The organism is Sphingorhabdus sp. EL138, from assembly GCF_900258045.1.
Taxonomy (GTDB): Bacteria; Pseudomonadota; Alphaproteobacteria; order Sphingomonadales; family Sphingomonadaceae; genus Parasphingorhabdus.
Map to the genome: position 1 here is coordinate 738,256 of NZ_OGVD01000004.1, position 21,358 is coordinate 759,613.

Here is a 21,358-nt window from a genome sequence, read left to right on the forward strand (position 1 = left end):
CGGAAAAGGCTGGGAACGGATCATCTAGTCCGGCCGGTCAGCTGGTTTCTGAGGGCCGTCAGAGCATCCTCATTCTTTTCCACACCGACATCGGCTTTCATCGCGTTGATGAACTGTTCGGTATATTCATTTCCGAATACCTGCTTGAACTGCCCGCTTGTTGCGCTCAGTAGATCTGCTCGCTCGGACGCATCGCCGCGGTCAATATTGTTCAGGTTAACAACAAACCAGCCCTGGTTCTGAGGAGCTTTCAAACTCTTGGCGGTACCTTCCGCCATGCTGAACATCAATGTCAGGGGCGGTGGAACGTTACCTTGCTGGCTCTGCCGGGCCAGCTCAGCGCGTGTACTTTTCACAGTCTCGATCGCTGGCAATCTCACTTTTGCATCCGCCATAGCCTTGGACAGCGAAGTGCCATCACTGACCTGTTTTACGATATTGTCAGCAACCACTTTGGCTTTCTGCGATCCCTGTTCCAATATGTAGTCACGCGCTACCAGATCCTTGATGGAATTGAGAGGTGGCGGAGCTGCAACGGCAATCTCACTCACGGCCATGATTGCATATTGTTGGCCCGGTATGATTTCCACGACCTGTGGGTCGGAATCATCATCCAATTGGAACGCGACCGGCAATATGCGCTGCATCTCCGGTATCGGCCTGTAATTGGGGTCTTGAGGATTTTGCCCATTGGCAAGCAGCATTGGAGTTGATTCAATCTTCAGCTCTTCCGCTTCGGCAACATCAGCTAATGATGAACCTGCGGCAAGCTCATCTTCCATTTTAACGGTCAGTTCAGCCAGCGCTTCATCAATCTTGTCACGGCTGAGTTCAGCGACAATTTGCGCACGGACTTGTTCCAGGCTTTGAGCCGGCACCGTCCGGATGTCGTTAATCTTGGCAATGTGCCAACCCAAGGCGCTTTGTGCTGGTTCGGTAACATCACCTGAAGGCGCTGAAAAAACCGCATTGGCAACGGCTTGCGACGTTGTTCCCGCCAATTCGGTTTTGCTGACAGATCCCATTTCAGCGGAGGACAGTCCAACAGATTCAGCAGCGGCGCTAATCGACATGCCGCCGCCAACCTTGTCGGCAAGCGCTTTGGCTGCTGCCTCGGTCGGCAAGATCACCTGATCTATGTTGCGGGTTTCGCTGGCCGCATATTTGGCTTTGTCGAGATTATATTGCCCCTCGATTTCCTTGTCGGTCGGTTTTACTGTTTCGTTAAACCGCTCTTTGGAAAACAAGGCATAGCTGATCGACCGGCGTTCGGGGATGGTGTAGCGCGATCCGTTCTTGCTGTAAAAAGCGGCAAGGGCAGCATCTGCAGGCTTCACATTTTCTACAAAAGCCGCTGAGGGAATGATGGCAACCTGACCCTGGCGAGCTTCCAGCAGCAAAGAGGCGTAGGGTGTTACCAGTTTTTGGGGTACCGACGCACCAAAACCCGCAACCGGAAGCAGCTGGTCCGCCAGCAAGTTACGGGTAAAGTCATCGCGAAGCTGCTGCTCTTTGATCCCTTGTTGTTGCAGTGCACGGCGGAAATTTTCTTCGCTAAACTGACCATCGGCACCTTGAAAAGAAGGTATACTCGCAATTTCACCATCGACCAGTCGTTTGCCTGCGGTCATGCCATATTTGTTGCCGAAATCGGCAATAACAAAGCTGTTGACTAACCGGTCCAGGATGCTGTCAAATCCGCCGCCTTCAACATAGGTTTTTAGGTCCAATCCCGTATTTTCGCGTTGTTCTGCACGAAAGGCATTGTTTACCGACTGGTTGAGCTCCGAGGTTGTCAGTTTGGAATCGCCGACTGTCGCTGCGGTGCCAGAGCCGGTGACGCCTCCAAAGGCGCCTGAGCCGGTGACATCGGCCGATGCAAAAGCAATCGCGATCAGGGCGACGAAGCACATGGTGAGGAACAGGCCGATTTTCGACGAGAAAATATTGCGGAAAAATGTGATCATGAAAATGCTGCAATTCTGTTAGGGCAAATATATTTGTTGATGCTTTAGGCGGCTTGTGTTTTTCGTTCAAGCAAAAGGGCATGGGGCAAGTCGAAAGGCAGCTGGGCAAACGATATTTCGCTTAAACGCGTTTGGCAGGCCGATCAGAATTTGTTAGCGCAGCAGCAGAATTGAAAAGGAGCGGAGAGAATATGGCAAATCGCAAATATATCGTTGGCAATTGGAAGATGAATGGCCTGCGTGAACAATTGTCGGACGTTGCAGATATTGCCAGCATTGCCGAAAACCATAAAGATGTTGATGTCGCGATTTGCCCCCCCGTAACCTTGATTGCGTTGGCGACAGAGACTGTTCCTGGATTTGCGATTGGTGCACAGGACTGCCATTTTGCCAGTAATGGTGCACATACCGGTTGCCTGTCAGCAGCAATGATCCGCGAGGCCGGTGCCACCATGACGATATTGGGCCATAGCGAGCGCCGCGCCGACCAACATGAAATCGATGCCGATGTTAAAGCTAAAGCCGAAGCGGTTCATGCTGCCGGACTGGGCGCCATCATCTGTGTCGGTGAAACTGAAGAAGAGCGCGATGCAGGGCAGGCGATTGACGTTGTTTGCGGTCAGTTAGAAGGATCATTTCCCGATGATGCAGACGCCGGATGGCTGACTATTGCCTATGAACCAGTCTGGGCAATTGGCACGGGCCGGGTACCGGAAGCCTCCGATGTCGAAGAAATGCACGCGGCCATTCGAAGCAAGCTGAGTGCGCTGATGGGCGATGGTGCGGATGCGGTTCGCATTCTTTATGGCGGATCCATGAACGGCGGCAATGCATCGGAATTGCTCGCTGTTCCGAACGTAGATGGCGGCCTGGTTGGAGGGGCGAGCCTGACGGGCGAGAAATTCGGACCGATCATTGAAGCCGCTGCCGCAGCCTGACGGATCAAGCAGTCCAGGCAAGTACCGAGACAAGCTGTTTCACGGCTTGAACTCGCACCATCCAATCGCTATGTGCGCTGCACAAAGATAAATCACTACGTTCGGATTTGATTCATGTTTCTATTTCTCACCGTTGTTCAGGCCATTGTCGCAGCTGCTCTTGTTGGCGTTATATTGATGCAGCGCTCAGAAGGCGGCGGCTTGGGCGTTGGCGGCAGTCCGTCAGGCATGATGTCCGCACGCGGCGCAGCTGACTTGTTGACTAGGACGACCACGGTATTGGCGGTTCTGTTTGTGGCTTTGTCCATCTTGTTAGCTTTTCTTGCTGCGTCTGAAGGACAGCCTTCGACGATTGACCAGACTCTGGAGCGTGATACCAGCATACCGGTTGCTCCGGCTGCACCTGCTGATGCGGTACCTCTGGTCGGTGATGACCCGCTGGCGGCCGCGGCAGCACAGGCGGCGGAAGAAGAAGCGCCTGCGGAGAGTTCGGTTCCTCTGGACCAGTAAACCCTGTTCTTCAAAAAAATGTGGTTTGCCATCAGATAGTCTTATGATGGCGCGTGTCGGGACGTAAATTTTAGTACCGATTGAAAATAAATATCATTTTTTCGGATTCGCACGCTTGCCATTTCGGTTCGTTACGCCTTAAGCCTTTCCTCCCATGGCGCGATATATTTTTATTACCGGCGGTGTGGTTTCCTCACTAGGCAAAGGTCTCATGGCAGCGAGCCTCGGCACGCTTCTTCAAGCACGCGGATATTCGGTGCGAATTCGCAAACTGGACCCGTATCTGAACGTCGATCCCGGAACGATGTCGCCCTATCAGCATGGCGAAGTTTATGTGACCGATGACGGTGCCGAGACCGATCTGGACCTGGGGCACTATGAGCGGTTCACCGGCGTACCTTCGCTGCAATCGGACAATGTGACCTCTGGGCGAATCTATCAGTCGATCATTACCAAGGAACGCCGCGGCGATTATCTGGGCGCTACCGTACAGGTCATTCCGCATGTTACCGATGCTATTCAGGAATTTGCCCAGGATAAGCTCGACGGCATCGACTTCGTGCTGTGCGAGATTGGCGGCACGGTCGGCGATATTGAAAGCCTACCGTTTATTGAGGCGATTCGGCAACTGCGCAACAAGGTGGGACGGGCCAATGCGATTTCAGTCCATGTAACGCTGGTCCCCTATATCGCGGCCGCCGGAGAGCTTAAGACCAAGCCAACGCAGCACAGCGTGCGTGAGCTGACGTCTCTGGGCATTCAGCCGGATATATTGCTTTGCCGCTGTGAACATGATTTGCCGGACGGTGAACGCGCTAAAATTGCGCAATTCTGTAACGTCCGAAAAGAAGCTGTGATCCCGGCGCTTGATGCCAGCAGTATTTATAACGTGCCGCTGCAATATCATGAAGAAGGCCTCGACCGGGAAGTCCTGAACGCATTCGGGATCATTAATGCACCGGAGCCGGATCTGACCCGCTGGACCGATGTAATGGAGCGGATCGAGAATCCCGAAGGTGAAGTCATCGTTGGCGTCGTCGGCAAATATGTGGGACTTCAGGATGCCTATAAGTCACTGCAAGAGGCGCTATTCCATGGTGGATTGGCAAACCGGGTCAAAGTGCAGGTGCGCTGGCTTGATGCCGAGCTTTTTGAAGATGAGAGTGATCTGGCTGCCAATCTGGAGCCTTTGCATGCGATTTTGGTGCCCGGCGGGTTTGGTGAACGGGGCAGCGAAGGTAAAATTGGCTCCGTGCGATTCGCGCGTGAGCATGATGTGCCATTTTTTGGTATTTGCCTTGGGATGCAAATGGCCTGTGTCGAAGCAGCACGCAATCAGGCCGGCATAGATGAGGCCTCGACAACAGAATTCGGCGAAACGGCTGAACCGATTGTAGGTCTGATTACCGAGTGGATGACGGAAGAAGGCCTGCAAAAACGCGAGTCGGGTGGTGATCTTGGTGGCACCATGCGGCTAGGTGCTTATGAGGCCCGTTTGCAACAAGGTTCTAAAGTCAGCGAGATTTATGGATCTAATGTGATTAGCGAGCGGCATCGCCACCGCTATGAGGTCAACAAGGGCTATGTTGAGCGGTTGGAAAAGACCGGATTGATATTCTCTGGAATGTCGCCAGATGGCGAGCTTCCCGAGATTGTGGAGCGTCCTGACCATAGCTGGTTTGTCGGCGTGCAATATCATCCGGAACTAAAGAGCAAACCCTTTGATCCGCATCCACTTTTTGCGTCCTTTATCGCAGCGGCGGTAAAACAAAGCCGACTTGTCTAATTTATCCAATCCTTTTTACACCAAGTGACTATTGTCACATTCAAGCCATGATAATTGGTTATCAAACAGTTAACAGACGCAAGACACTGGGATGGAGCGAATTTAGTGAAGGCCGAAGACCTTGCAGAAATACTGGCTGAACATAGTCTATTCGCTGATTGTGATGAAGCGGAATTGGCGGATTTGATATTGCGCGGGCATTTCGTGCAATATGAAAAAGGGGATGAATTGATCATGCAGGGTGATCCTGGAAACTCATTACTGATATTATTATCGGGCAATGCGCGGACCAGCATGATCGCCAGCAACGGCCATGAAATTGTCCTGGATTATGCCGAGCCAGGTCAGGTTCTGGGCGAAATCGCCTTGCTTGATGGCGGTGAAAGAACTGCCAGTGTAACTGCTATTCAGCCGACAACGGCTTTGACCATTACGCGGGCGGCTTTTGAAGAAATTTTGAAAAACCATAAAAATATGGCATTACGGTTACTTAAGGTAATGGCAAACCGCATCAGGACCGCCAATACAATGATAGAGGGCGACCGTGCCTACACATCAGGACCGCGGTTGGCGCGTTACCTATTGAGATTGTCAGTCGTCGGCGCAGAAGAGGGGCGTTTAAAGCTGGATTTGAGTCAAAGCGAGTTGGGCAATTTTGCCGGGATGTCGCGGGAACATATTAATCGGCAACTTTCAACCTGGTCAGAAGATGACATTGTTTCGGTTGAAAGCGGAAAGGTGCGAATATTGAATCACGCCGTCCTTTCCAACATTGCCAATGCGGATTCTTGAATGAAGTTGGCCATTTGCGACCCGGGCTAATTTCGTCAAGAGTGACACCACGCGGGTGTCAGGGGCAGTCGGATCCTCATCCGGCTGCCCCATTTTCATAAGTTTCTGATCCAAAATAAAAAAGGCAGCCAAAGATAATTGGCTGCCTTCGATACTGTTTGGAACGCCGGTTTACGCAGCCTTATCCTCTGATTTTTCAGGTTTGTGATCAATCTTGGTAACATTGTCACCGGTGTTGATAGCGATTTTCTGCGGCTTCATTGCATCCGGAATTTCGCGCACCAGATCAATGACCAGCAAGCCATCGCTCAATACGGCGTTATCGACACGGACGAAATCGGCAAGTTCAAAGCGGCGCTCGAAGTTGCGGTTGGCAATTCCCATATGCAGAAACTGCTTTCCTTCATTTTCGTCGCTGCCTTTATTACCAGCTACGAGCAAAAGATTCTGCTGCGCGGTAATTTCAATTTCATCATCTTTGAAACCAGCAACGGCCAGCGTGATTCGATAATGATCATCGCCGTTACGTTCGATATTAAAAGGGGGATAGTTTTCAGATTGCTGGGCTCGAGCATTATTCTCGAGCAGATCAAACAACCGGTCAAAACCAACGGTTGAGCGGCGATAGGGGGTAAAATCAAAACGGTTCATATCTTTATCCTCTTGTGAGCAATTAAAATGGTGGACCCAAAATGGCGTCCGGTTCTGTAGTGCGAAATCCGTAAAGGCATCTCGCCTGACCAAGATATTGTCATATTTTTCGATTTCAAGAGGTTGAAGATGCTTGCAAGCAGACCGGAATCAAAAACGCCCGGAGCCATTTCTGACTCCGGGCGAAAATGGTGACGATAATATCGTCCCCCTGTTTTCCTGTCTTATTCAACGCCGTTTGTCCCCCAACATGCGGCGGAACCAGAAAGGATCCCTGAACCATGACCATTAAGCGGTGATTGATTCTGTAACTAACTCTGATCGCGATGGCCGCTATTGTCATGCAAATTTTCACAAATGTGCAATATTGGTTCAGGCTTGTGTCATAATAGCAACAGCATTTTAGCCAGCATCACTCTTGCCTGCGCCGCTCCACAACCGTAAAGCCACAATAGTTTTTCAGGAAGATCAAACTCCTATGCTTCTATCCCGTTATGAATGGGTCATCGCAAAACGCTATCTTCTGCCCGGCAAGGGCGAGGGCTTTATTTTTCTCGTGGCGAGCATCAGTCTTGTCGCGGTGATGCTGGGCGTCGCCGCTTTGATTGTCGTGATGAGCGTAATGAACGGTTTTCGCGCGGAATTGTTCGACAAGATTGTAGGTTTAAATGGTCATGCCGTGATTCAAGGCTATGGGGGGCGACTTCCAGATTGGCGTGACTTGTTAGAGGATGTGCGCGAAACGGAAGGGGTGGTTTCGGCTTCTCCACTAATAGAGATGCCGTTGGCAGGCATACACAATGGCCGGGTAGAGGCCGTGTTGGTCCGCGGGATGCTGGTCGACGATATTTTGAACAACGACACGCTTGACGGAAAAACGGTTGCAGGTGACCTAGCTGCTTTGGCTCCAGATAGCGGGCGGGTGGCAATCGGCAGTAGATTGGCCCAAACTCTTGGGGCCCAACTCGGAAGCCGTGTAACACTGATGAACCCTCAAGGAAGATCAACCCCGTTTGGTACCGTGCCTCGGGAAATATCATATGAAGTAGCCGCGATATTTGAAGTGGGCGTCTACGACTATGACAAGGCTTTCGTGATCATGCCTATGGAGGACGCTCAGACGTTGATGTTGTTGGGCGATCAAGTAGGCATGATTGAAATACAAACCAATGATGCGCAAAATGTACAAAAGATAATAGCTCCTTTATATCCAAAAATAGATGGGCGCGCGCAGATAACAGATTGGCAATCCATGAACGCCTCTCTGTTCGAAACTTTGCAGGTCGAACGCGTTGTCATGTTCGTAATCCTCTCGATCATTATCTTGGTAGCGGTTTTCAATATCCTGTCATCATTGATCATGCTGGTCCGCGCCAAAACGCGTGATATCGCGATATTGCGAACGATGGGGGCATCACGGGCATCTTTGACAAGAATATTCGTGACTGTTGGTACATCCATTGGGGCGCTTGGCATTGCAGCGGGGATAATATTGGGCTTTATCGCCATATATTTCCGGCAAAGTGTCATTAATTTTGTCCAGACGATAACCGGTCAGAACCTGTGGGATCCATCGATACGGTTTTTGACAGAACTACCGGCGAGGACGGATCCCATGGAGGTGTTCGGTATCGCGATGCTGGCGCTCCTCTTCAGTTTCCTGGCGACATTATATCCAGCTTACAAAGCAGCAAGCACTGATCCTGTACAGGTGCTTCGCTATGAATGATATGGGAGCCAAGGTCGTTGAACTGCGCAACGTGAAACGCAGCTTCAAGCAGGGCGATGTGCAGATTGACGTGCTCAAGGGCGTTGATCTCGATATCCGATCTAACGAAATAGTCGCGCTGCTGGGGCCGTCTGGCTCAGGCAAATCAACTTTGTTGCAGGCTGTTGGTTTGCTTGAAGGCGGATTTGAAGGGTCGATCAAGCTGGATGGCGAAGAAACGGCACAGATGTCGGCCAGCGGCCATACGCGGATCCGCCGGGAGTTGCTTGGCTTTGTCTATCAGTTTCACCATTTGCTGCCTGATTTTTCTGCTCAAGAAAATGTGGTCATGCCACAACTTATTGCCGGGACTTCGCAAGCAGCCGCTGAAGAGCGGGCAGAATCTCTACTTCGCAGTTTAGGACTTGGTGAGCGGTTGGATCACAAACCCAGCAAGCTGTCAGGGGGTGAACAGCAACGCGTCGCGGTGGCAAGAGCTTTGGCCAATGCCCCAAAACTGGTTTTGGCCGATGAGCCTACCGGCAATCTTGATGAAACAACGGCGGACATCGTGCTGGCCGAACTTATGGCTTTGGTTCGCGAAGAGGGTAGTGCTGCGTTGATCGCAACGCATAACGAGCGCCTGGCAGCAAAAATGGACCGTGTCGTTCGGCTTCATGACGGGATATTAAGCTAGCTTTTTCAGAGCGTAGCAAGATAGGCTTTGACATTTGACAAGCGACTACCAATCTGACGCCTAGTATCGGGGAACAAAATTGCAAAGAACGGGGTGCATCGATGCAAATTACAGAATTTGAAGTCAAACAAGCTGACGGTTCGATGTCGGACCTTTCCCAATATAGGGGTAAAGTGCTGCTGATCGTAAATACCGCTTCAAAATGCGGGTTTACGCCGCAATATGAAGGCTTGGAAGTGTTGCACAAAGAATATGCAGATAAAGGATTGGAAATATTAGCCTTTCCATGCAATCAATTTGGCAATCAGGAACCTGGTGATGCAGAAGAAATCAAGAATTTCTGTACGCTGAACTATGATGTGAGCTTTCCTTTGATGGGAAAGATTGATGTCAACGGCAAGGATGCCGATCCCTTGTGGAATTATCTGAAGTCTGAGAAATCTGGTCTGCTGGGTTCACGAATTAAATGGAATTTCACCAAATTCCTCGTTGATCGCGACGGGAATGTCGTGGCTCGCCACGGACCAGCGGTGAAGCCGGAGCAGCTTAAAAGCGAGATTGAAGCGCTCCTTTAGGAAAAATCCAAACTAGTTGTGGAAAACCAGTCGATAGGTCGCGTTGATTCGATCTGGTCGTGGTCAAAACTCTTCTGCCACGCTAGAGCTTAGTACATGTCCAAGACTCCGTTCGTTCATCTGCGTGCTTTTTCGGCCTATACCATTCTGGACGGCGCGATGGAGCCAAAGGCGATGGGTGCAGTGGCCAAGGACCGTGGATTTCCGGCAATTGCGCTCACGGACCGCATAGGTCTTTTCGCTTCGATGGCTTTTGATGACGGCTGTCGAGCCAATGGCATTCAACCAATAACCGGCTGTTTTTTGAGGGTAGCGCGGCCCGGTAGCGGTGCGGGCGATAAACCGGCATTGGACTGGATCGCGCTATATGCGCAGAATGAAGATGGTTATCAAAACCTCTGCAGACTGGTGTCGGCTTCTCATCTGGAGCGCCCGGCAGAGCTCGATGCCCATATTCCGCTTGAGATGCTGGAACAGCATAATGCCGGCCTTTTGGCACTAACCGGTGGCGGGGAAGGGGCCGTCGCCCGGCTGATTGCGGAAGAGCAGCAGTCGGAGGCAGAGGCCTATTTGTCGCGGCTTCAGCAATATTTCCCTGACCGGCTGTATATCGAACTATCCCGCCGCGATGATCCAGTTGAAATGGCAGCTGAGTCCTGTTTGATTACACTGGCAATGGACAGGAATATCCCGCTCGTCGCAACCAATCCAAGCTGTTTTGCCGAACCCGGTTTTCACGAAGCCCATGATGCAATGAAATGCATTGCGGGGTCCGCTTATGTCGAGAATGATGACCGCGATAAACCGTCTCCGCATCTTTGGATAAAGAGCGATATGGTGATGGAGGATTTATTCTCCGACCTTCCGGAAGCGCTTGAAAACACGCTTGTGATAGCAAAGCGCTGCGCCTATTCACCGCCACGCCGAGATCCCATTTTGCCCAGTCTGGCGGGCGATCTCGCTGGTGAGGCTGAACAGTTGCGCCGTGACGCGACAGCGGGGCTTGAGGAACGCCTTGCCCATGCTGGTGAAATGGAAGAATCAGATCGGCAGGAATATTTTGACCGGCTTGATTTTGAAATCAACGTCATCGTCAATATGGGTTTTCCGGGCTATTTTCTGATCGTTGCAGACTTCATCAAATGGGCAAAGGATCAGGATATTCCAGTAGGCCCGGGGCGTGGCTCTGGTGCTGGCTCGGTGGTCGCATGGGCGCTGACGATCACCGACCTTGATCCGATCAAACTGGGCCTGCTGTTCGAACGTTTCCTGAACCCGGAACGTGTGTCGATGCCTGACTTCGACATCGATTTCTGCGAAACCCGCCGCGGTGAAGTGATCCGATATGTGCAGGAGAAATATGGCACGGGACAGGTCGCCCAGATTATCACCTTTGGTAAACTGAAAGCGCGAGCGGTTCTGCGCGACGTTGGCCGCGTTCTGCAAATGCCTTATGGGCAGGTCGACCGGTTGACCAAACTGGTGCCCAATCATCCAACGGATCCATGGGATCTGAAAAGGGCGCTGAACGGTATTTCTGAGCTGGCGCAAGAATATAAGCAGGCCGATGTGAAGCGCCTGTTCGATCTGGCGATGAAACTGGAAGGTTTGCCGCGCCACAGTTCGACCCACGCCGCCGGTGTCGTCATTGGTGACAGGCCGCTGGACCAGTTGGTCCCGCTCTATCGCGATCCACGATCGGATTTGCCCGTCACCCAGTTTGATATGAAATTTGTCGAGCAGGCGGGTCTGGTAAAGTTCGACTTTTTGGGTTTGAAAACGCTCTCTGTCCTGAAGAAGGCGGTGGAGCTGCTCGCCGAGCGCGATATAGAAGTTGATCTGTCGACATTGGCTTGGGACGACCCCAAGGTGTTCGAGCTGCTGCAAAGAGGCGATACCGTCGGTGTGTTCCAGCTTGAATCGGAAGGTATGCGGCGGACGCTGGCGGCGGTTAAACCTACGAATTTCGGGGATATTATCGCTCTCGTTTCGCTCTACCGACCGGGCCCGATGGACAATATCCCGCTCTTCGGAGATCGCAAGAACGGACGCGCGGAGCTGGCCTATCCGCACCCGCTGCTCGAAGATATCCTGAAAGAGACTTACGGGATCATCGTCTATCAGGAACAGGTGATGCAGGCCGCGCAGGTCATTGCTGGCTATTCGCTTGGTGAAGCCGATATGCTGCGGCGTGCAATGGGCAAGAAGATCCAGTCTGAAATGGATGCGCAGCGCAGTATCTTTGTCGAAGGCGCAGCCAAAAACGATGTTGAAAGTGATCAGGCCAATGAACTGTTTGACCTGATCGACAAATTTGCCGGCTATGGCTTTAACAAAAGCCACGCGGCTGCTTATGCGTTGCTGGCCTATCAGACGGCCTGGCTCAAAGCGCATTATCCGCATGAGTTTTACGCAGCCTCCATGTGTTTCGATATGCATCAGAGTGACAAGCTCAGCATTTTTGTTGATGACATGAAGCGGCTTGGCGTGACGATATTGCCACCATCGATCAACAAAAGCCGACCGTCTTTTGCGGTTGAAGAGCAGGAGGGATCGCTGCTCGCCGTGCGTTATGCTTTGGCAGGGCTCAAAAATGTCGGCGAGAAGGCGATGCAGTCGTTGGTCGCCGAACGTGCCGAGAGCGGGCAGTTCCAGTCGATGGACGATTTTGCAAATCGTGTTGATCCGTCCGGCATGAACAAAAGACAGATTGAAAGCCTTGCCGCCGCGGGCGCCTTTGATGAAATGGAACCCAATCGCGCTGCCGTTTATGAAGGGGCGGACATGTTGCTGTCGGTTGCCAACAGTGCGGCAGAGGCACGGACGAGCGGGCAGGGCGGTCTTTTCGGCGAAGGCGGAGCGGGTGACATGCAGGCCATCCGGCTGCCAGCGAACAGCAACTGGAATCTCAGCGAAATCATGATGCGGGAGCGCGATGCTTACGGCTTCTACTTTGCCTCCCACCCGGTTACACAGTTTCAGGCGGTAACCTCCTCTCACGGGGCCATGACCTACGCAGCCTTGTGTGAAGAGGGGCCGATTGCCGAGGGGCAACGCAAGCCTGCGGTGATGGCAGCGCTGATCGAGGGCGTGCGCTGGCGGGAGAGCAAGCGCGGCAAACGGTTCGTGCTTGTGGATCTGTCGGACAGCAGCGGGCAGTTTTCCGGCAGCTGTTTTGAGGAAGAGCAATGCGAATTGCTGGCTGATATGGCCAAGGAAGGTAGCTGTGCGCTGCTCAATGTCGAACTTGATCAGCGGTCTGATGACGAAAGTCCGCGGGTGGCGATCCGGCGGGCGCAGGCCATGGACGGTCTGGAAAAGACCACCCGGACCCGGATGGAGCTGGAGGTTGCTGATCTCGACGCGCTGCAGGAGCTGAAGAATTTTCTCGCACCATTGGCAGGCGGCAAGAGCGAGTTGATCGCGACGGTTCCCAGCTTTGATGGAGAAGTCGCGCAAATCTGCCTTGGCCGGTCTTTTCAGCTGGATGCGCAAGCGGCTGAAACACTGAGCCATATTACTGGACTGGAGAATATCCGCTTGGGCCCTGCCACCGGTTCGCGGCCAGTTCGTCATCGCAATTCCAATTCAAGGCCCAATTTAAGACTTGTAAGCTGAGCCGTTTCTGTCAAAAAAACAGCCAATAACTAACGGGAGAGACCAATGGCTGGAGCTATGCAGGGCAGTGCGCTCAAAATCACCAATCTGATTGACCATGCAGCGCGTGAACATTCCACACGAGAAATTGTCAGCTATTGGGCCGACGGTTCGCTCACCCGCACCAATTGGGGTGAAATTGGTGAAGAATCGCGGAAATTTTCTCAGGCGCTGCAACGGCTTGGTATGAAAAAGGGCGACCGGATCGCGACTATCGCGATGAATCATGCCCATCATTTGATCAGCTGGTACGGCTCTGCGGGTATTGGCGGCATTCTCCACACCGTGAACCCGCGGCTTTTTGAAGAACAACTGGTCTATATCATCAATCATGCCGAAGACCGGGTCCTCCTTTTCGACAAGATGTTCACTCCGATCATCGAAATGCTGAAACCGCAGCTGAAGACGGTTGAACATTATATCCAGTTTGACGGAGAAAAGGGCGACTATCCAACTTTCCGTGAGCTGGTTGATGCCGAAGACGGAAATTTTGACTGGGTTGATGTCGATGAGAATGACCCCTGCGGCCTTTGTTATACCAGCGGCACCACCGGCAATCCCAAGGGTGTGCTCTATGAACATCGCTCCAATGTCCTGCATGCCCTGACCGAGGTGCAGCCTGATATTATGGACCTCGCGACGCGCTCCGTGATGCTGCCCGTCGTGCCGATGTTTCACGCCAATGCCTGGGGACTGCCTTTTGCCTGTGCGGCGGTTGGCGCGAAGATGGTTTTTTCGGCCAGCAACGAGGCGCCGGTTCTGTGGAAACTGATCCGCGAAGAGGGCGTTACCCATAGCGCTGGCGTACCGACCGTCTGGCTGTCGATGTTTGCCGATATGGACGCCAATGGCGGCGATTATGGCAAGCTGCAGGTGATCACGATCGGCGGTTCGGCCTGTCCACGGTCGATGATCGAGCGGCTGATGAAAAACGGCATGCGGGTGGCCCATGCCTGGGGGATGACGGAAACCTCGCCCATCGGCACCGCAGGCTCGCTTCCCGCCAACTGGGACGACCTCGGCTTTGACGAACAGGTGGATGTGATCTGCAAACAGGGGCGGCCGCCCTTTGGTGTGGAACTCCGGGTGGTGGATGACGAGGGCAATGTCCTGCCGCGCGATGGCGAGTCGAGCGGGACCTTGGAAATCCGAGGCCCCTGGATCATCCAGCGCTACTACCGCGCCGATGAAGAAGCGGTTGAGGATGATCTGTGGTTCGACACCGGTGACGTCGCCGTGCTCCATCCTGACGGGACAATGCAGATTACTGATCGTGCCAAGGACGTGATAAAGTCGGGCGGCGAGTGGATCAGTTCGATCGAACTGGAAAACGCGGCCGTAGGCTGTCCCGGCGTCGCGGAAGCCGCTGCGGTCGGCGTCTATCACCCGAAATGGGATGAGCGGCCTCTGCTGCTCGTCGTCAAAAAACCTGACGCCGATGTGACTGGTGATGAGATAATCACCTATCTGACCGACAAGGTCGCAAAATGGTGGCTGCCCGATGAAGTGAAATTCATCGACGAATTGCCGCACACAGCGACCGGTAAAATCCTGAAACGGGCGCTGCGTGACGAGTATAAGGATTACAAGCTGAAAAGTCTGGCGGAGGCTTGAGTTCAGGAGCGCTTTGTTGTGACAAAGACTTCTCTTCATCAAACCCGTCAATCGGGGACTTTTGCAGCCAGCAGTTCTGCCGAGAAGACCGGCCAATCGGTAAAACCCCAATCTTCAGGTTCCTCAATCGCCAATATTTTTCGGGTGTTTTTGCTGCCGGTGTCGATGTCCTGGGGAGTGATGGCGTGGTCTTTATCCAGCGCCTGAAACGTGCGCACGACAGGCGCGGCATAGTTTGAGGGCGATTCGCCAATCACTATGGCCAATTCGTCATGGCTTAGACGGACAAGGGTTCCAATCGGTACAACGCCAAGACTGTCTGCAAAATCACGAAGGATGAGCTGATCGAAATGTCCTGACCAGGACTGCATTTTTGCAAGAGCCTGTGATGCCGACAAAGGCGTGTTGTAGGGACGCTGTGACGTGATCGCATCGTAAACGTCGCAGATAGATGACATGCGAGTGATAATGCTCAGATCATCGGCGGGCAGTTTCCCGGGATATCCCGTCCCATCCATCTTTTCGTGATGCCTGAGGCAGACCTCCAACGCGATATCGCATACGCCTTCCGATGCGGACAATATTTCATGTCCTCTTTGCGGATGATTGCGAACGGTTTCCCATTCGTTGTCATCCAGCTTGCCGGGCTTGGATAAAATATTGTCGGGAATGGCCATCTTGCCGACATCGTGAAGCATGCCGGCCATGCCAATATCCTTAATCTGGGCTTCCGGCAGGCGCATTTTGCGAGCTAGGTTAATCATCAGCGCGGATACTGCTACCGAATGGAGATATGTGTACTCGTCCTTGGTTTTCAGCCTCGCTATATTGAGGATGATTGTCGGATCAACGCTTACCGAATTGGATATCTGTTCCACCAACGGGGCCAGTTTTTTGGACTTGACCGCATTTCCAAGACGGGCATCTTCAAAAAGGTTCATGACCGCTGTTCTTGAGCGCTTGATAGCGCCTGATGCCTTGCGTACCTCCGCTGCGCGTTCACGTGGTGAAAGGCGTGTGAAACGCTGTTCCTCCGTTGGCGGTACATATGATCTTAGAGCGGTCCCGGCTGATCGTTTCGAAACTGTCGCGGGCTTTTGAGAGCGTTCAGGCTCCGTTGCTTTTACGGAAGCTGCCTCCTGCTCCAAAGGCTTTTGTGGGCTTTTGCCTTTGGTATCATCGATTGTTACCCAAGTGATACCGTTGGAGACAAGTCTTTCAATCTGTTCGGTTTCTCTCAGCACAAATCGTGGACGCCAGAACGGGTTCTCAAGCCACGACGCATCCATCGAATGGACAAACATGCCCAACTCAAGCTCACTTGTTCTTATTTTGTGAAGCATGAACAGATACTCGGAGCCAGATTAGTTACGGCTTGAATTGACGGTGGAAAGTGAAAATATTTAAGTCCAGCTGCTTCCGATTCATTGAGGTTTTCAGGGCAAGTCAGATACTTCCCACCAAGATCAATCATATCGGTTCTTCAGCCGTTTCAGCCAAAGCAGAAGTTTTCAAAAACCCATTACTCAGAAATACATTTCCGAAAATCCGCCTCGCCGGACCTGGCTGTTCGTCGGTCATTCGCAACTGTCATTGTCGCGGTGGAAAATTTTGCTGATTTTTCAAGATTATCACCATCTTCCAGCGCATGCTGGTAGGCGAGGATATAATTCTCGAAAGGCAATTTTAACAGACAGGCTATGGCCGCCACCCCGAAGCTATGTTCGATTTCCGCTGTCATCTGTTGCCCGACAAAATAGGAATGCTCGCCGAAGGAGCCGTCAAAGGCCAGACCGTATATCTCCGGAAACCGGTTTTCAATTTCTGCCGGTTTGTGGTCGATCGCTTCGATCATATAGTCGAATAGTTGGAAATTATATTCCAGATGACGGAAGTTTCTTCGGGCCAGTGAGCGGGAAAATTCAGAGTATCTGCCATCTCCCTTGATGTCCCGCATGTCGCCGATATGCGATGCGGATCCCTCTATGGCCAAACGCTCGAACATGAAGTCATAGGCGCCTGCTTGTGTTTTAATCTCGCTCAACTCCGGTGAAGCGGTATAGGCGAAGCTGTTCTGCATGGAATGATAGGTTTCATGGGCGATCAGCCTTATGATCGCATCATATTCGCCTTCGATATCCGCGGCCAAGCAAGGGATATCGATAAAGAAGATGCCCTCCTTTTGAAATCCGCCGCAGGAAAAGCTGGCTCCGGCGAGAACGACTTTGCCCTCAAATATAAAGTCCTCGGGAACATAGGGTTTCAGGAGTTCAGTGACACGTGCGCTTAGTTGCTGGCGATTTCGTGACAGAAAATCGATGGCATCACGCATTTTGTCGCGGCGTTCGACAAGCGCAGAGAACCGGAACGGGTCCGGTGATGGAGTTTCGCAGTGTGAAATGCGCCGCAACCCGGTCATATAATTTTCAAACGAGAAGCGCTCAGCAAATTGCCTATGGTGGACCAATTGTACCTGTAACTGCTCTGATGCGGCCCATTCCGCTTCATCAATTTCCGCATTCGAACAGGCAATTTCGAGCAGGCGTTCAGCCTGTGAAATATCGATTTTGAGCTTGATGGTTTGGGCAGCCGTAGGGGAAACAAGCGTGAATAGGCAGATAACTGACAAGACCAAGCGCATAATCACATCCTAACTGTATTGGTAATATAATACAGTTAGGATGATCGGGCGCAAGCTGAAAATTCACAAACTATTCCAGCGCCTGAATTTGGGCAAGAAACCGCAGCAGATGGTCAACATCATCCGCATCATGATAAAGTCCAAAGCCGATACGCAAGACATCTCCGCGCACGTCGGTCACGATGTTCCGTTCGGCAAGTGCCGCGTACAGGGCCGCTGCACTTTCTCCCTTGAACGCCAGAAATCGGGCATGAGGCCTGCCATCAAGGGGGTTGAGCAGGTGCATGTTGGGTAGTGGATCCTGTTTCAGAAACTGCTTTTGCAATGCCACGACATGGTTTGATATTTTGCCTGTCGACAGTCCGGCATCAGACAACATCGCCCGTACGGCGTTGAACCGGTAGAGGCCCGACGGATCAAAAGTGCTGCCCAGAAACCGGCGGCCATCAGCGGCATAGCCGACCTTGCCGGGCGGCAGTGCGAGATCATCAAAGGCGGCATACCAGCCAGTCACTGGTGGCCGCGGTGCGTATCCGGGCGGGGAGTGGAGGAAGCAGGCGCCTTCTCCTGACATTGCATATTTATAGCCGCCGGACAGGTAGAATATCCGGTCTGCAACGGAGAAAAGGTCAGTGTCGAGCGCCATAAACCCGTGATAGCCGTCAATGACCACCCACGGCCCTTCCGAGCGGGCCAGCGCGGCCAATTGATCGATGCCGTTCAGCACCGTGCCGGAGTTAAACAGCACCTGGCTGGCGAAGATCAGGTCATGGCCGCCGGATTGTGCTTTTTCCGCCAGTGCATTTGCCGGGACCGCCTCGACAACGACATCTCCGCTTTCTGACCAGCGATCCATTTGCCGCCGAAAGCTGTGAAATTCACCATCGGTTGTCAGGACACGGACCGGACGGGCTGGAATGGCTGATATGATGCGGACCAGAAAATCATGCGTATTGGGCGCAAAGGCAATGGTCCCCGGATCAGGCAGGTTGAGCTCTGCGGCGACATGGCCCTGTGCTTCCGCCCAGACCGGGCCCATTATCTTGTTCCATTTGTGATCGGCCAATCTCATGGCGTCATCGCAGGCCGCTATATGACCTTCATAAGCCGCATCCGGCCAAAGATGATGGCTATGTGCAGCAAAATGCAGCCGGTGGGGATTGGCGGTCAGGGCCTTGGAAAAGAGTGTTTTCCAACTCACAAGGCGGTCCGCACTGACCAGAGTTCGGGAAAGGCACGCTTGGACAAGGTGGATTGCAGATAGGAAACCCCGGCGGTGCCGCCGGTTCCCATTTTGCCGCCGATAACGCGCTCGACCGTCAACACATGCTTGTGTCGCCAGGTGGCCATGGCATCATCCAGATCAACAAGTTTTTCGGCTAGCTGGTAAAGCTCCCAATAGCGCTGCGTATCACGATAGACGGAGAGGAAAGCGGCTTCCACCTCTGGTGAGGGAACGTGCGATGTGCTGAAATCGCGTTCGAGAATGGTGGATGGAATATCAAAACCGGCGCGGGCGAGGGCGGCAATGGCATGGTCCCAAAGGCTGGGTGCTTCCAATGCCTTTTGCATCGCGGCCTGCGCCTCTGGCCGGTCATCCTGATATTTCAGAAAGCCCCTGTCTTTCAGCCCCAGCAGATATTCAACCGTCCGGAATTGGTCGGACTGAAATCCGGAACTTTCCCCCAACACATGGCGAAACCGGCTATAATCACTTGGCGTCATGGTGGAGAGCACATCCCAGCTCAGCGTCATTACTGCCTGTATCCGGCTGACCCGCGCCAGCGCCTTATAGGCAGGCACCAATGCATCATTTGAAATTTGCGTGATTGCCAGATGCATCTCGCGGATAATCTGTTTCAGCCATAATTCCTTGGTCTGGTGGATAATGATGAAGAGCATCTCGTCATCATTATCCGACTTCGGGTGCTGGGCCGACAGCAAGGTGTCGAGAGCAAGATAGCTTGCGTAAGTAACATTTTGTTTTTTGATCATGGGGAAATGTAACCCTGGCGCAGGGCAAAGGAAAGGATTTGGTTTTCCTATCTGCCGCAGGATCAAAACAATTCCATCTGACTGCCTTTGACAATCGGCCGCCGGAACAAATCTGTCCTCAGAGCGAATTTCGTTTTCCCCAGACTATTTTTTCGAGCGGCGATAGAGGCGCGGTGGTGCAGCAATTCTGCCCAAGGGCCTTGTCCTTTCATACGGCTGTGGAAATTGGGATCGTTTTTCTTGCCGCTGCGCAGGGACTCGATGATACCCATGACCTTTTGTTTGCGGTCAGGGAAATGCGCTTCGAGCCATTGTTCGAACAAGGGCGCGACCTCATGCGGCAGGCGCACCGGAATGATGGAAATGCTCTGTGCGCCATGTTCTGCGGCAGCGGCCACTATCGCTTCAATTTCATGATCGGTGATGGCGGGAATGACCGGCGCGATGTTGACATGCACGGGAATGCCGAGGTCCCGCAGCCTGCGAACCGCCTCCAGCCGTTTGGCCGGGGAGGGCGCGCGCGGCTCTAATATGCGCGCCAGGGATCCATCCAATGTCGTGACGGAAATAGCGACGGCCGTAAGCTTCAGGCGAGCCAATTCAGCCAGTATCTCAATATCATCAATCACGCGGTTGGACTTGGTGGTGATGCCGACCGGGTGCCGTGTTTCCAGCATGACCTGCAATATCTGGCGCGTAATCTGATAGCGTTTTTCAATCGGTTGATAGGGATCGGTGTTGGTGCCGATGGCAATGGGAGCTGGGCGATAAGTGGGTTTGGCAAGGGTCTCGCGCAGCAAGGTCGCAGCATTAGGCTTGGCAAATAATTTGGTTTCAAAATCCAGCCCCGGTGACAGGTCATGATAGGCATGGGTGGGGCGGGCGTAACAATAGACGCAGCCATGTTCGCACCCGCGATAGGCATTGATCGACCGGTCAAAAGGGATATCCGGTGAAGTGTTAAAGCTCAATATCGATCGGGGTGCCTCAGCCGTCACCTCGGTGCGCAGCTTGGCAGGCGCGTCGCCCAGTGCCTTACGCTCGTCCAACCAGTCGCCATCGGCTTCGCGGCTTGGCAAATTGAATCGGCTGCTGTCGCTGTTGGTCACCGCGCCGCGCCCTTTCAACGCAGGCAAAGACGGCCTTTTTTCCTGTTCCATGTATCTTTTATAGCACGAGAACAAAAATAGAACAAATAACTATTGCTCCAGCAATCGCGGGATCAGTTCGACGAAGTTACAGGGCCGGTGGCGGCTGTCGAGCTGCGTATCCAATATGCCGTCCCAACCGTCCTTTACCGCACCATTGGAGCCGGGCAGTGCGAAAATATACGTGCCTCTCGACACCACGGCGCAGGCGCGGGACTGAACCGTGGATGTCCCGATCTTGTCATAGCTGAGCCAGCGGAACAATTCGCCAAAGCCGGGAATATCCTTATCCTTCACCGCATCGAGTGCTTCAGGTGTGATGTCGCGCCCAGTTAACCCGGTGCCACCGGTGGTAATGATTACATCGACCACCTCTTCGTCGATCCATTGGTGCAGCTGCGCGACAATTTTCGATTTCTCGTCACGGATCAGATTGCGATAAATCAGGGTGTGGCCTTTGCTCGCAATACGCTCTGCAAGGATGTCACCTGATGTGTCCTCCTTGATAGAGCGGGTGTCAGACACCGTCAAAAGGGCAATATTAATCGCTTTGAACGTGCGGCTTTCGTCGATGGGCATAGGATTCTCCGATGAATTTTCGGCCGCTTTATAACCCATATTATCCGACTTTTATAAGCCTTAAAGAATAGGGGCTTTTCGCGGCTGCCCGAACCGTCTA

The 21,358-nt window shown here is 52.8% G+C and carries 17 protein-coding genes; 9 read left to right on the forward strand and 8 right to left on the reverse strand.

All coding sequences use genetic code 11. The features are described from left to right. Positions 1 to 20: 20 nt before the first annotated feature. Positions 21 to 1,967 carry a peptidylprolyl isomerase gene (locus DK507_RS13425; protein ID WP_109356854.1) on the reverse strand — a complete coding sequence of 649 codons (1,947 nt, stop codon included), beginning with the start codon at positions 1,965 to 1,967 and terminating at the stop codon, positions 21 to 23. A 191-nt stretch (positions 1,968 to 2,158) separates the two neighbouring features. Between DK507_RS13425 and tpiA the strand changes: the two genes are divergently transcribed. From tpiA to DK507_RS13445, 4 genes are all read left to right on the forward strand, one after another. Beyond that, positions 2,159 to 2,905: a triose-phosphate isomerase gene (tpiA, locus tag DK507_RS13430; protein WP_109356855.1), complete on the forward strand. Its 747-nt coding sequence runs from the start codon at positions 2,159 to 2,161 to the stop codon at positions 2,903 to 2,905. Positions 2,906 to 3,019: 114 nt separating this feature from the next. Continuing rightward, positions 3,020 to 3,415, forward strand: a complete 396-nt coding sequence (gene secG, locus DK507_RS13435; RefSeq protein WP_109356856.1) for a preprotein translocase subunit SecG — start codon at positions 3,020 to 3,022, stop codon at positions 3,413 to 3,415. A gap of 154 nt (positions 3,416 to 3,569) precedes the next feature. Beyond that, positions 3,570 to 5,201, forward strand: a complete 1,632-nt coding sequence (locus tag DK507_RS13440; RefSeq protein WP_109356857.1) for a CTP synthase — start codon at positions 3,570 to 3,572, stop codon at positions 5,199 to 5,201. A gap of 105 nt (positions 5,202 to 5,306) precedes the next feature. Then, positions 5,307 to 5,993, forward strand: a complete 687-nt coding sequence (locus DK507_RS13445; RefSeq protein WP_109356858.1) for a Crp/Fnr family transcriptional regulator — start codon at positions 5,307 to 5,309, stop codon at positions 5,991 to 5,993. 171 nt (positions 5,994 to 6,164) lie between these two features. On the opposite strand, the gene DK507_RS13450 is transcribed toward DK507_RS13445, so the two are convergent. After that, positions 6,165 to 6,644 (reverse strand): Hsp20 family protein, encoded by a 480-nt coding sequence (locus DK507_RS13450; protein ID WP_109356859.1) that lies wholly within the window; start codon positions 6,642 to 6,644, stop codon positions 6,165 to 6,167. A 478-nt stretch (positions 6,645 to 7,122) separates the two neighbouring features. On the opposite strand from DK507_RS13450, the gene DK507_RS13460 reads away from it, so the two are divergent. From DK507_RS13460 to DK507_RS13480, 5 genes are all read left to right on the forward strand, one after another. Then, entirely contained in the window at positions 7,123 to 8,373 is a 1,251-nt protein-coding gene (locus DK507_RS13460) for a lipoprotein-releasing ABC transporter permease subunit (protein WP_109356861.1), read from the forward strand. After that, entirely contained in the window at positions 8,366 to 9,049 is a 684-nt protein-coding gene (locus DK507_RS13465; protein WP_109356862.1) for an ABC transporter ATP-binding protein, read from the forward strand. Before DK507_RS13460 ends, DK507_RS13465 begins: the two co-directional genes overlap by 8 nt. A gap of 101 nt (positions 9,050 to 9,150) precedes the next feature. Next, entirely contained in the window at positions 9,151 to 9,624 is a 474-nt protein-coding gene (locus DK507_RS13470; protein WP_109356863.1) for a glutathione peroxidase, read from the forward strand. 96 nt (positions 9,625 to 9,720) lie between these two features. After that, positions 9,721 to 13,242 carry a DNA polymerase III subunit alpha gene (gene dnaE, locus DK507_RS13475; protein ID WP_109356864.1) on the forward strand — a complete coding sequence of 1,174 codons (3,522 nt, stop codon included), beginning with the start codon at positions 9,721 to 9,723 and terminating at the stop codon, positions 13,240 to 13,242. 45 nt (positions 13,243 to 13,287) lie between these two features. Next, the gene (locus DK507_RS13480) at positions 13,288 to 14,895 is read left to right on the forward strand and encodes a long-chain fatty acid--CoA ligase (protein ID WP_109356865.1); all 1,608 of its coding nucleotides are present in this window, start codon (positions 13,288 to 13,290) and stop codon (positions 14,893 to 14,895) included. A 47-nt stretch (positions 14,896 to 14,942) separates the two neighbouring features. Here the strand turns inward: DK507_RS13480 and DK507_RS13485 are convergent, their stop codons facing one another. The 6 genes from DK507_RS13485 to moaB form a co-directional block, all read right to left on the reverse strand. Continuing rightward, the gene (locus DK507_RS13485) at positions 14,943 to 16,238 is read right to left on the reverse strand and encodes an HD-GYP domain-containing protein (protein ID WP_109356866.1); all 1,296 of its coding nucleotides are present in this window, start codon (positions 16,236 to 16,238) and stop codon (positions 14,943 to 14,945) included. Positions 16,239 to 16,417: 179 nt separating this feature from the next. Next, a complete protein-coding gene (locus DK507_RS13490) occupies positions 16,418 to 17,536 on the reverse strand; it encodes a DUF5700 domain-containing putative Zn-dependent protease (protein ID WP_109356867.1) in 1,119 nt (372 codons plus the stop codon). A 70-nt stretch (positions 17,537 to 17,606) separates the two neighbouring features. Further along, positions 17,607 to 18,737 (reverse strand): class V aminotransferase, encoded by a 1,131-nt coding sequence (locus tag DK507_RS13495; RefSeq protein WP_109356868.1) that lies wholly within the window; start codon positions 18,735 to 18,737, stop codon positions 17,607 to 17,609. Then, positions 18,734 to 19,531, reverse strand: coding sequence for a tryptophan 2,3-dioxygenase (locus tag DK507_RS13500; protein ID WP_109356869.1), 798 nt, complete (start codon positions 19,529 to 19,531; stop codon positions 18,734 to 18,736). Before DK507_RS13500 ends, DK507_RS13495 begins: the two co-directional genes overlap by 4 nt. Positions 19,532 to 19,593: 62 nt before the next feature. Next, positions 19,594 to 20,691, reverse strand: coding sequence for a PA0069 family radical SAM protein (locus tag DK507_RS13505; protein WP_109356870.1), 1,098 nt, complete (start codon positions 20,689 to 20,691; stop codon positions 19,594 to 19,596). Positions 20,692 to 20,730: 39 nt separating this feature from the next. After that, positions 20,731 to 21,258 carry a molybdenum cofactor biosynthesis protein B gene (gene moaB / locus DK507_RS13510; RefSeq protein ID WP_109357688.1) on the reverse strand — a complete coding sequence of 176 codons (528 nt, stop codon included), beginning with the start codon at positions 21,256 to 21,258 and terminating at the stop codon, positions 20,731 to 20,733. Between the last annotated feature and the right edge of the window lie 100 nt (positions 21,259 to 21,358).

Coding starts and splice junctions, on each gene's coding strand:
- DK507_RS13470 (WP_109356863.1), top strand. CDS start 9,151: ATGCAAATTACAGAATTTGAAGTCAAACAAGCTGACGGTTCGATGTCG.
- DK507_RS13425 (WP_109356854.1), bottom strand. CDS start 1,967: ATGATCACATTTTTCCGCAATATTTTCTCGTCGAAAATCGGCCTGTTC.
- DK507_RS13440 (WP_109356857.1), top strand. CDS start 3,570: ATGGCGCGATATATTTTTATTACCGGCGGTGTGGTTTCCTCACTAGGC.
- DK507_RS13505 (WP_109356870.1), bottom strand. CDS start 20,691: ATGGAACAGGAAAAAAGGCCGTCTTTGCCTGCGTTGAAAGGGCGCGGC.
- DK507_RS13485 (WP_109356866.1), bottom strand. CDS start 16,238: ATGCTTCACAAAATAAGAACAAGTGAGCTTGAGTTGGGCATGTTTGTC.
- moaB (WP_109357688.1), bottom strand. CDS start 21,258: ATGCCCATCGACGAAAGCCGCACGTTCAAAGCGATTAATATTGCCCTT.
- DK507_RS13490 (WP_109356867.1), bottom strand. CDS start 17,536: ATGCGCTTGGTCTTGTCAGTTATCTGCCTATTCACGCTTGTTTCCCCT.
- tpiA (WP_109356855.1), top strand. CDS start 2,159: ATGGCAAATCGCAAATATATCGTTGGCAATTGGAAGATGAATGGCCTG.
- DK507_RS13500 (WP_109356869.1), bottom strand. CDS start 19,531: ATGATCAAAAAACAAAATGTTACTTACGCAAGCTATCTTGCTCTCGAC.
- DK507_RS13465 (WP_109356862.1), top strand. CDS start 8,366: ATGAATGATATGGGAGCCAAGGTCGTTGAACTGCGCAACGTGAAACGC.
- DK507_RS13460 (WP_109356861.1), top strand. CDS start 7,123: ATGCTTCTATCCCGTTATGAATGGGTCATCGCAAAACGCTATCTTCTG.
- secG (WP_109356856.1), top strand. CDS start 3,020: ATGTTTCTATTTCTCACCGTTGTTCAGGCCATTGTCGCAGCTGCTCTT.
- DK507_RS13480 (WP_109356865.1), top strand. CDS start 13,288: ATGGCTGGAGCTATGCAGGGCAGTGCGCTCAAAATCACCAATCTGATT.
- dnaE (WP_109356864.1), top strand. CDS start 9,721: ATGTCCAAGACTCCGTTCGTTCATCTGCGTGCTTTTTCGGCCTATACC.
- DK507_RS13450 (WP_109356859.1), bottom strand. CDS start 6,644: ATGAACCGTTTTGATTTTACCCCCTATCGCCGCTCAACCGTTGGTTTT.